This is a genomic window from Pseudomonas sp. 1L-E-NC-VB-C3 (assembly GCF_057291535.1).
Map to the genome: position 1 here is coordinate 1 of NZ_JBXAWD010000030.1, position 10,009 is coordinate 10,009.

General features: G+C 62.5%; 6 protein-coding genes. All 6 read right to left on the bottom strand.

Translation table 11 applies throughout. The features are described from left to right. Window positions 1-96: 96 nt before the first annotated feature. The 6 genes from cobA to AC0Z5Z_RS26590 all read right to left on the bottom strand — a co-directional run bounded on the left by cobA (window position 97) and on the right by AC0Z5Z_RS26590 (window position 9,658). Window positions 97-858: a uroporphyrinogen-III C-methyltransferase gene (cobA, locus tag AC0Z5Z_RS26565; protein ID WP_476249078.1), complete on the bottom strand. Its 762-nt coding sequence runs from the start codon at window positions 856-858 to the stop codon at window positions 97-99. 13 nt (window positions 859-871) lie between these two features. After that, window positions 872-3,583, bottom strand: coding sequence for a molybdopterin-dependent oxidoreductase (locus AC0Z5Z_RS26570; RefSeq protein WP_476249079.1), 2,712 nt, complete (start codon window positions 3,581-3,583; stop codon window positions 872-874). Further along, window positions 3,583-3,900: a nitrite reductase small subunit NirD gene (nirD, locus tag AC0Z5Z_RS26575; protein WP_016773836.1), complete on the bottom strand. Its 318-nt coding sequence runs from the start codon at window positions 3,898-3,900 to the stop codon at window positions 3,583-3,585. The genes AC0Z5Z_RS26570 and nirD overlap by 1 nt, the downstream gene beginning before the upstream one ends. Further along, the gene (gene nirB, locus AC0Z5Z_RS26580) at window positions 3,897-6,350 is read right to left on the bottom strand and encodes a nitrite reductase large subunit NirB (protein ID WP_056784156.1); all 2,454 of its coding nucleotides are present in this window, start codon (window positions 6,348-6,350) and stop codon (window positions 3,897-3,899) included. Before nirB ends, nirD begins: the two co-directional genes overlap by 4 nt. Window positions 6,351-6,768: 418 nt before the next feature. Continuing rightward, window positions 6,769-8,439: a protein kinase domain-containing protein gene (locus tag AC0Z5Z_RS26585; protein WP_476249080.1), complete on the bottom strand. Its 1,671-nt coding sequence runs from the start codon at window positions 8,437-8,439 to the stop codon at window positions 6,769-6,771. Between the two features lie 7 nt (window positions 8,440-8,446). Beyond that, complete coding sequence (locus AC0Z5Z_RS26590; RefSeq protein ID WP_016773839.1) at window positions 8,447-9,658, bottom strand: nitrate/nitrite transporter; 1,212 nt, start codon at window positions 9,656-9,658, stop codon at window positions 8,447-8,449. Between the last annotated feature and the right edge of the window lie 351 nt (window positions 9,659-10,009).

Here is a 10,009-nt window from a genome sequence, read left to right on the forward strand (position 1 = left end):
TGGGCCTGCATGCGGGCAGGCGAAGACTTCAGTACAGCCAAGCTTTTTAGCGATAAACACACCCAAAAAGCTTGACCGTGAACAGAGTATCTACATTCAGATCATATGTGTCCTGTAGGAGCTGCCGAAGGCTGCGATCTTTTGCTCTTCCACGACACCAGCCACCGCACCAATCACCAGAATCGCCGGACTTTTCAACTCAAACGCCGAGGCATCCTCAGCCATCGCAGTCAGATCACTGCGACATTCACGCTGATGCGCCAAAGAGGCGTTTTCGATCATCGCCACTGGCGTATGCGCCGCCATCCCTCCGGCGAGCAGCTGATCACGAATCTCGCCCAGCTTGGCCACGCCCATGTAAACCACCAGCGTCGTCCCGCCTTGCGCCAACGCCTGCCAGTTCAACTGGCTGTCATCCTGCGTGTGCGCAGTCACCAACGTTACCCCGCGCGCCACGCCACGCAACGTCAGCGGAATATCGCACTGCGTCGCTCCGGCCAGCCCGGCGGTAATGCCATTGACCAGTTCCACTTCAACCCCGCGCTCGCGCAACCACTGCGCTTCTTCGCCACCGCGGCCGAAAATGCACGGATCGCCGCCCTTCAGGCGCACCACGCATTTGCCCTGGCGCGCATAACGCAGCATCAGGCGATGAATGAATGCCTGCGGCGTCGAACGGCAGCCGCCGCGCTTGCCGACGGGAATAACCCGCGCAGCCGGGCAGTGCTCCAGCACCGCGTCGTTGACCAGATCATCGATCATCACCACATCGGCCTCGCGCAACGCGCGCACCGCTTTGAGCGTCAGCAACTCCGGATCGCCAGGGCCTGCGCCCACCAGCCAGACTTTCGCATTCATGGTGTTGTCCTCGTTAAATGACCGCGACCGGCCGCGCTTCGGCAGCCAGCAGACGCTTGATTTCCGGCACGCAGGAACCGCATTGCGTGCCGCATCGGAGATTGTTTTTCAGGCCTTGCAGATCCAGTCCCTGGCGAATGCCGGCGCAGACTGCGTTGAGGCTGACGTTTTCGCAATTGCACAAGGTCTTGTCGGTGGCGATCGCTCCGACAGCGCCCGGCGGCGCGCTCATCGGCGCGAGCAGCCAGCGCCGCAGTTGTTGGTCGGCGCGGCCCTCCAGCCACAGGCTCTGCAACCAGTGTTGCGCAAGGGTTTCGCCGGCCAGACGAATCGCAGTGATACGGCCGTTCTCGATGCGCACCCGCTTGCCAATGGCGCGACGCGGATCGTCGTAGGCCAGAACCGGGCCATCCAGCAAGGACAGGCATTGGTCGATCTCGCCCAGCAGCTGTGGATCCGGCGCCTGGCCGTGTGCAGCGCGTATCAGCAACGCTGGCCGCTCACGCCCGACAAGGCTGAGGCTGACGTAGGAAAACGCCTCGCACAGCGGTCGTAGCGTCTCGAAATGCCGCTGAACATCACCCTCGATCAAAGCGAACAGTTGCCACGGCAGGTTGACTGCCTCCAGACGCACGCCGCTGTGCTTGAGCTCCGGTTGCTTGGACAGCGGATCAAACGCCGGCAAGGTCAGCGTGTTGACGCCGCCCTTGAGATAGCGATCGCCCCAGTGCATCGGCAGGAACGCCTGGCCCGGACGCACGCTGTCGTCGCTGCCGACCGCAACAATCACCGCGCCACGGCGGCTTTTCAGATTGACCAGATCACCGGGCTGCAAGCGGTGCCGACGCATTTCGTCAGGGTGCAGGCTCAGTACGGCTTCGCTGACGTGGCCGAACAATTGCGCGGCGGTGCCGGTGCGGCTCATGCCGTGCCACTGGTCACGCAGGCGACCGGTGATCAAAGTCAGCGGGAAGCGCGCGTCGCGTTGTTCCTTGGCGGCGCGGTACGGATCGGCAATGAATTGCGCGCGGCCGCTAGCCGTAGGAAAGACGCCGTCTTCGTAGAGTCTTGTAGTGCCTTGCCGGGCGCCGGCAGGGAAGGGCCATTGCTGCGGACCGATCTCGTCGATCAAGGCATGACTGATTCCGCACAGATCCAGGTCTCGCCCTTGGGTCAGCAGTTTGAATTCATCAAACAACTGCGCAGGTTGATCGAAAGCGAACAGGCTCGGCTGCCTGGGGCGCAGACGTTTCTCCAGACGCTGTGCGAAATCCACCGTGATTGCCCAGTCCGGCCGCGCTTCGCCCGGTGCGACAACCGCTTTGCGCACGTGGGAAATACGCCGCTCGGAGTTGGTCACCGAACCTTCTTTCTCGCCCCAACTGGCGGCGGGTAACAGCAGGTCCGCAAACGCAGCGGTTTCGGTGGTGCGAAAGGCTTCCTGCAACACTACAAAAGGGCAGGCCTCAAGCGCTGCGCGGACTGCGCTCTGATCAGGCATCGATTGCGCCGGGTTGGTACAGGCGATCCACAGCGCTTTGATCTTGCCGCTGCGCAGGCTTTCGAACAGCTCGATGGCGCTCAGGCCCGGCGCCTCGGGCAAGCTCTCGACGCCCCAGTACGCCGCCACCTCGGCGCGATGTTCCGCATTGCCGGCATCGCGATGGCCCGGTAGCAGATTGGACAGACTGCCGGTTTCCCGCCCGCCCATGGCATTTGGCTGACCCGTCAGGGAGAAAGGTCCAGCACCGGGCCGGCCAATTTGCCCGGTGGCCAGGTGCAGATTGATCAGCGCACTGTTTTTTGCGCTGCCGGCGGTGGACTGATTCAGGCCCATGCACCACAGCGACAGGAAGCTCGGCGCAGTGCCGACCCATTCTGCGCATTGCTGCAGTTGCTCGATGCTGATGCCGCACAGTTGCGAAACCATTTGCGGGGTGTAATCGCGCACAAGGGTTTTGAGTTCGGCGAGGCCTTCGGTGTGCGCCTTGATGAAATCGCGATCAATCCAGTCTTCCCACAACAGCAGATGCAAAATCCCATGGAACAAAGCGACATCGGTGCCCGGAAGAATCGCCAGATGCAGGTCAGCCAAATCGCAGGTATCGGTGCGACGCGGGTCGATCACGATGACTTTCATCTGCGGGCGACGGGATTTGGCTTCCTCCAGTCGACGGAAAAGTACCGGATGGGCGTAGGCCATGTTACTGCCGACGATCATCACGCAGTCGCTGAGCTCCAGGTCTTCGTAACTGCACGGCGGCGCGTCGGCGCCGAGGCTGCGTTTGTAGCCGACCACCGCCGAGGACATGCACAGCCGCGAATTGCTGTCGATGTTGTTGGTGCCGACCAGCGCCCGCGCCAGTTTGTTGAAGGCGTAATAGTCCTCGGTGAGCAACTGTCCGGAGATGTAGAACGCCACGCTGTCCGGGCCGTACTCGGCGATGGTTTCGGCGAACACGTTGGTCGCGTGGTCGAGGGCGGTATCCCAGTCAGTACGGCTGCGCGCCAGGCCTTTGCCCAGGCGCAGTTCCGGGTACAAGGCGCGGGCGGCGAGGTCGCCGGTCAGGTGCAGCGTCGAGCCTTTGCTGCACAGTTTGCCGAAGTTGGCCGGGTGCGCCGGATCGCCGCTGACGCCGAGGATGCGCTCGCCGTCATGCTCGATCAGTACGCCGCAGCCGACCCCGCAGTAACAGCAGGTCGAGGCGGTCGTCTGGCGGTTCATCAGATGGCGTCCCGCAGGGCCAGTTGCACCCGGCCATTCTCGACCCGCGCCGGATGATGGTGCGCACAGCCGATGTCCGGCGCCTGGGCTTCGCCGGTTTCGAGGTCGATCTGCCAGTTATGCAGCGGGCAGGCCACGCGCTTGCCATAGATCAGGCCCTGCGACAGCGGCCCGCCCTTGTGCGGGCAGCGGTCATCGAGTGCGAAAACCTCGTCGTCGCTTGTACGAAAAATCGCGATGTCACCTTTCGGCCCGGCAATGATCCGCGAACCGAGGGCGTTGATCTCTTCCAGCGCACAGATATCGAGCCAGTTCATGCCGGCACCTCCAGGTTTTTCACGGGGATCACGTCGAATTCTTTCTTCAGTTGCGGCTGCGCCAGGCGCTCCTTCCACGGGTCCTGTTCGAACGACAGGGAGAATTGCAGCCGCTCGTTCAGGGCCTTGCGCCGCTCGGCGTCTTCGAGCACGTTCTTCTTGATGTGCTCCATGCCGACCCGTTGCAGGTAATGCACGGTGCGTTCGAGGTAGAAGGCTTCTTCGCGGTAGAGCTGCAGGAACGCGCCGTTGTATTCGCGGACTTCTTCGGCAGTCTTGAGCTTGACGAAGAACTCGGCGACTTCGGTCTTGATCCCGCCGTTGCCACCGATGTACATCTCCCAGCCGGAGTCGACGCCGATAATTCCTACGTCCTTGATGCCGGCTTCCGAGCAGTTGCGTGGGCAACCGGACACTGCCAGCTTCACTTTGTGCGGCGACCACATATTGAACAGGTCGTGTTCGAGCTCGATGCCCAGTTGCGTCGAGTTCTGCGTGCCGAAGCGGCAGAACTCGCTGCCAACGCAGGTTTTCACCGTGCGGATGGATTTGCCGTAGGCGTGGCCGGACGGCATGTCGAGGTCTCTCCAGACGCCGGGCAGATCCTGTTTCTTGATCCCCAGCAAGTCGATGCGCTGACCGCCGGTGACCTTGACCATCGGCACGTTGTACTTGTCGGCCACATCGGCGATTCGGCGCAGTTCTGATGGGTTGGTGACGCCGCCCCACATGCGCGGCACCACCGAATAGGTGCCGTCCTTCTGGATGTTGGCGTGGGCGCGTTCGTTGATCAGGCGCGATTGCGGATCGTCCTTGGCCTCGCCCGGCCAGGTGGAAATCAGGTAGTAGTTGAGCGCCGGGCGACAGGTCGCGCAGCCATTCGGTGTGCGCCAGTTCAGGTAACTCATGGTCTCGGCGATGGTCAGCAGGTGTTCCTGACGGATCGCCTGACGAATCTGCCCGTGGTTGAGGTCGCTGCAACCGCAGATGGCTTTTTCGCTTTTCGGTTTGACGTCCGCCGCGCCGCCCACGGTATTGATCAGAATTTGCTCGACCAGACCGGCGCAGGAACCGCAGGAGCTGGCAGCCTTGGTGTGTTTCTTCACTTCATCGACGCTGAACAGGCCGTGTTCCTGAATCGCCTTGACGATGGTGCCCTTGCAGACACCGTTGCAGCCGCAGACTTCGGCGCTGTCGGCCATGACCATGGCTTTGTCCTGGCCCTGATGTCCTACGTCGCCTAAGGCGTTTTCGCCGAACATGAGGTGATCGCGGATTTCGCCGATGGCGTGATTCTCACGAATCTGCCGGAAATACCAACCGCCATCTGCCGTATCGCCGTACAGACAGGCGCCGACCAGCACGTCATCCTTGATCACCAGTTTTTTGTACACACCGCCGATCGGGTCGGAGAGGGTGATGGTTTCGGTGCCTTCGCCGCCCATGAAGTCGCCGGCGGAGAACAGGTCGATGCCGGTGACTTTCAATTTGGTCGAGGTCACTGAACCCTGATAGCGAGCGAAACCCAGTTGCGCGAGGTGATTGGCGCAGACCTTGGCTTGTTCGAACAGCGGTGCAACCAGACCGTAGGCAATGCCGCGATGGCTGGCGCATTCGCCGATTGCGTAGATGCGCGGGTCGTAGGTTTGCAGGGTGTCATTGACCAGAATCCCGCGATTGCACGGGATGCCGGCCTTTTCTGCCAGTTCAGTGTTGGGACGGATGCCGGCGGCCATCACCACCAGATCGGCAGGGATGATGTCGCCGTTCTTGAACTGCACCGAGCCGACCCGGCCATTGCCGGCATCGTGCAAGGCTTGGGTCTGTTCGCACAGGCGGAAATGCAGGCCACGGGATTCCAGCGCCGATTGCAGAAGCTGGCCGCTGGTCTTGTCCAGTTGCCGCTCCAGCAGCCATTCGCCGAGGTGCACCACGGTCACGTGCATGCCGCGCAGCATCAGGCCGTTGGCCGCTTCGAGGCCGAGCAGACCGCCGCCGATGACCACGGCGTGCTTGTGGGTCCTGGCGGTGTCGATCATGGCCTGGGTGTCGGCGATGTCGCGGTAACCGATCACGCCCTGCAAGGTGTTGCCGGGGATTGGCAGGATGAACGGGGTCGAGCCGGTGGCGATCAGCAGACGGTCGTACTCGGCTTCGGTGCCGTCCTCGGCAATCACTCGGCGTTTGACCCGGTCGATCTCCACCACTTTGCGGTTGAGCAGCAGCTTGATGTTGTTTTCCAGGTACCAGTCGAGGTCGTTGAGCACGATCTCTTCGAAGGTCTGCTCACCGGCCAGCACCGGCGACAACAGGATGCGGTTGTAGTTGGTGTGCGGTTCGGCGCCGAAGACGGTGATGTCGTAGAGCTCGTCGCTCAGTTTGAGCAGTTCTTCCAGGGTACGCACCCCGGCCATGCCATTGCCGATCATCACCAGTTTGAGTTTCTTCATCAGGTTCTCCGGGAGCTGCGGCTGGCCTCTGGTGGGCCGTCGGGCCTTGCTCGACAAATTTTGCGCAAACAAAAAAAGGCGTCCCGCTAGTTGCCTAGCGAGGACGCCTTTGTCCTGGTCCCGTTCTCTCGGGAAGCGCAGCCTTCGTCGTTGAAGGATGGGCTTTATGTATGGTGAAAAGGGTAATGCAGTGGTTGTGCCAACTAGGATGGACGCGGATTCATTGGGGATTCGGGTTGTGAGAAAAGGTTTTTTTGCACCGAATCGAGGCGTGTTGCTCGTTCGTGGCGCGTTAATTCTTGGGGTTATGCGGTGTGACGCCGAATGCCTTCGCGAGCAGGCTCGCTCCCACAAGGTGTCTGCGAACGACACAAATTCGCTGTGGGAGCGAGCCTGCTCGCGAATGGCGCGGCGCGGTTCAACTGTGAAACAACAAAACCAGCAGCACCACATTACCCAGCAATGCCAGAAGCGCCATGGTCCGCCAGACCTTCAACGGCTCCCGCTCCAACAAAGGCCGGGGCCGCACACTCAAACTTTGCCGCTCACCCTGTTCCAGCACTAGCAGCCACTCTTCAGCGGTTTCGAAGCGTTGCTGCGGATCGGCGGCGACGCCGCGTTCCAGACTTTGCGCCAGCCAGTCCGGCAGGTCCGGGCGATAGCGACTGGCATTCACCGGCACGCCGAATCGGGGCCGCTGAAACGCTTCGATCTCGCCATAGGGGAAATGCCCGGTGAGCAGGTAATAGAGAGTGACGCCGACTGAATACAAATCCTGCTGAGCATTCGGTGGTTCGCCACGAAACGCTTCGGGGGCGATAAAGCTTGGCGTTCCCGGCAGCGTCGCCGGCGCGTCTTGCGACAGCCCAGGGCAGTAAGCCAGACCGAAATCCAGCAGGCGCAGCTCGCCGTCGTCACCTGACAGCAGGTTTTCCGGTTTGATGTCGCGATGCAGAATCTGCCGCCGATGCAGCAGCCCGACCGCGCGCAATAGCCGTTCGGCGATGTCCTGCCACTGCGCCAAAGGCAACGGGCCGCTGTGTTGAAACACGTCGGCCAGCGTCGTCCCGGCGTATTCGCACATGACGTAATACAAATGCTGACGCTGAGTGCAGGCATGGATTTGCGGAAAATGCCGGCCGGCCACGCGCTTGAGAAACCATTCCTCGGACAGCAGCGCCTGCCCGGCTTGCGGGTCGTCGGCCAAGCGCGTCGGCAAGGTCTTCAACAGCCAAGGCTGGCCCTGACTATCGAGCACGCGATACAGCAATGATTGCTGGCTCTGGCCGATGATGCCTTGCACCTGCCAGCCTTCAAACGCTTGCCCGGGTTTCAGCGTTGGCGGCAGTGGCCATTGCTGCAATTGCACCAGCGCATCGCCGATGCTCGCTTCGCCCAGCGCATCGACGCGCACCAGCAGGGCACTGGCGTTGTCCTGACTGCCGGCCAGATGCGCGGCGTTGACCAAGGTTTGCGCCGCGCTGTGCAGGTCCGGTTGATCACGCAGAATCGCCGCGATCGCGGTATCGCCCAAGGTCGACCAGACGCCGTCGCTGAGCAGCACGAAGCTTTCGCCCTCACGCAGTTCGCCGTCGAGGAAATCCAGGACCAGATGCTGATCGAGCCCGAGCGCACGTTTGAGCACGTGTTGCATGCCCGGTTGCTCCCAGACGTGATCCTCGCTGATGCGCTGCAAGCGCTCGGCGTGCCAGCGATAGACCCGGCAATCGCCGACGTGGGCGAGGGTGAAGCGCCGACCGCGCATCACCAGCGCGCTGACCGTGGTCAGCAGCGGTTGCCCGCCGCCGTTGGCCTGCAGCCAGCGATTTTGCGCGAGCAGCAGGCGATCCAGCGCCTGGGCCACGCTCCAGGTTTCCGGCGTGGCGTAGTAGTCCAGCGCCAGGGCCTGCAAGGTCGAACGCGCGGCGAGGCCGCCATCGGCGCACTGGCTGACGCCGTCGGCGATGGCGAACAGATAACCCTTGCTCACCGCCAGTGCCGGCGCCGGTGTCACTGAACGCAGGGCGTCCTGATTCTCCGCGCGCGGGCCGGTGGCGCTGGCTTCGGCGAAACTCAGTTGCAGGGCCATTCGAGCCTCAGACCCGCGCCGCTGTCACCGCCGCCGAGCCCCAGGTGGTTCTCCAGCGACGCTTGACGCCGTGCAGGCCAAACCATGCCAGCACGCCGAGGCTGGCGAACAACCACAGCGCCAATTGATAGCTGCCGGTGCTTTGCTTGATCGCGCCCATGCCGGCCGCCAGGGCGAAGCCGCCAATTCCGCCGGCCATGCCGATCAGCCCGGTCATCACGCCGATCTCCAGACGAAAACGCTGCGGTACCAGTTGGAAAACCGCACCGTTGCCGGCGCCCAAGCCGAGCATGGTGCAGACGAAAAGCGCCAGCGCCGCGTAGGAACTTGGCAGATTGAAGCCCACCGCTGCGATGCAGATGGCAGCGACGGTGTACATCGCCAGCAAGGTGCGGATGCCGCCGAAGCGATCGGCCAGCGCGCCACCCAGTGGCCGCATCAGGCTGCCGCCGAACACGCAGGCAGCGGTGTAGTAGCCGGCGGTCACCGGGCTCAGACCGTATTGATCGTTGAAGTAACCGGGCAGGGCGCTGGCCAGGCCGATGAAGCCGCCGAAGGTGACGCTGTAGAAAAACATGAACCACCAGCTGTCGCGATCACCGAGGGCCTTGAAGTAGTCGGCCATGGCTTTCGGTTTTGGCCGCTGCGGGGCGTTTTTTGCCAACAGGGCGAACAGCACCAAAGTCAGGACCAGCGGGATCAGGGCAAACCCGAAGACATTGCTCCAGCCGAACGCGGCGGCAATCACTGGCGCCAGCAGCGCGGCGAACACGGTGCCGGAGTTGCCCGCACCGGCGATGCCCATGGCTTTGCCTTGGTGCTCTGGCGGGTACCACTGCGAGGCCAGCGGCAGGGCCACGGCGAACGACGCGCCGGCCATACCGAGGAACAGGCCGAGGATCAGCGCCTGTTCATAACTGTGGATGCCCAGTTTCCAGGCACCGAACAGCGCGCAGATGACGATGACCTGGCCGATCAGCCCGGCGGTCTTGGGCGACAAGCGATCAGCGAGCATGCCCATGGCGAAGCGCAACACCGCGCCGGCCAGAATCGGCGTGGCGACGACGAGGCCGCGTTGCTGGGTGGTCAGGTGCAGGTCGGCGGCAATCTGCACCGCCAGCGGGCCGAGCAGGTACCAGACCATGAAGCTCAGGTCGAAATACAGGAAGGCCGCGAACAGGGTCGGGGTATGGCCGGATTTCCAGAAGCTTGAATTCATCGCGCACCTCGGCTGAAAAGAGTCTCGAAAGGAGTCATGCACAGCAGGTGGAGCGCCTCACGGCCGCACCACCGGCCCCGTTCTGTGGGGCCAAAACGCAAAAACGCCGCTACCTGATTCGCCGGGGGGCGAACGGGGTGAGCGACGTCTTTGTCGTAGGTGGGGCAACCGCCGTTGGTTACCTGTGCGGTTTACTTAGCGAGATTTGTGCCAACAGCTGAAAAGCAAAAGCCCCTCACCCTAGCCCTCTCCCAGAGGGAGAGGGAACCGAGCGGGGGATGGCCGAATCATTTGCCGATCTGAACGATTTCGAGTGAATCCATAATCGACTCGGTCGTTCAGGTCGGCGGA

Coding starts and splice junctions, on each gene's coding strand:
- cobA (WP_476249078.1), bottom strand. CDS start 858: ATGAATGCGAAAGTCTGGCTGGTGGGCGCAGGCCCTGGCGATCCGGAG.
- AC0Z5Z_RS26570 (WP_476249079.1), bottom strand. CDS start 3,583: ATGAACCGCCAGACGACCGCCTCGACCTGCTGTTACTGCGGGGTCGGC.
- nirD (WP_016773836.1), bottom strand. CDS start 3,900: ATGAACTGGCTCGATATCTGTGCGCTGGAAGAGATCAACGCCCTCGGT.
- nirB (WP_056784156.1), bottom strand. CDS start 6,350: ATGAAGAAACTCAAACTGGTGATGATCGGCAATGGCATGGCCGGGGTG.
- AC0Z5Z_RS26585 (WP_476249080.1), bottom strand. CDS start 8,439: ATGGCCCTGCAACTGAGTTTCGCCGAAGCCAGCGCCACCGGCCCGCGC.
- AC0Z5Z_RS26590 (WP_016773839.1), bottom strand. CDS start 9,658: ATGAATTCAAGCTTCTGGAAATCCGGCCATACCCCGACCCTGTTCGCG.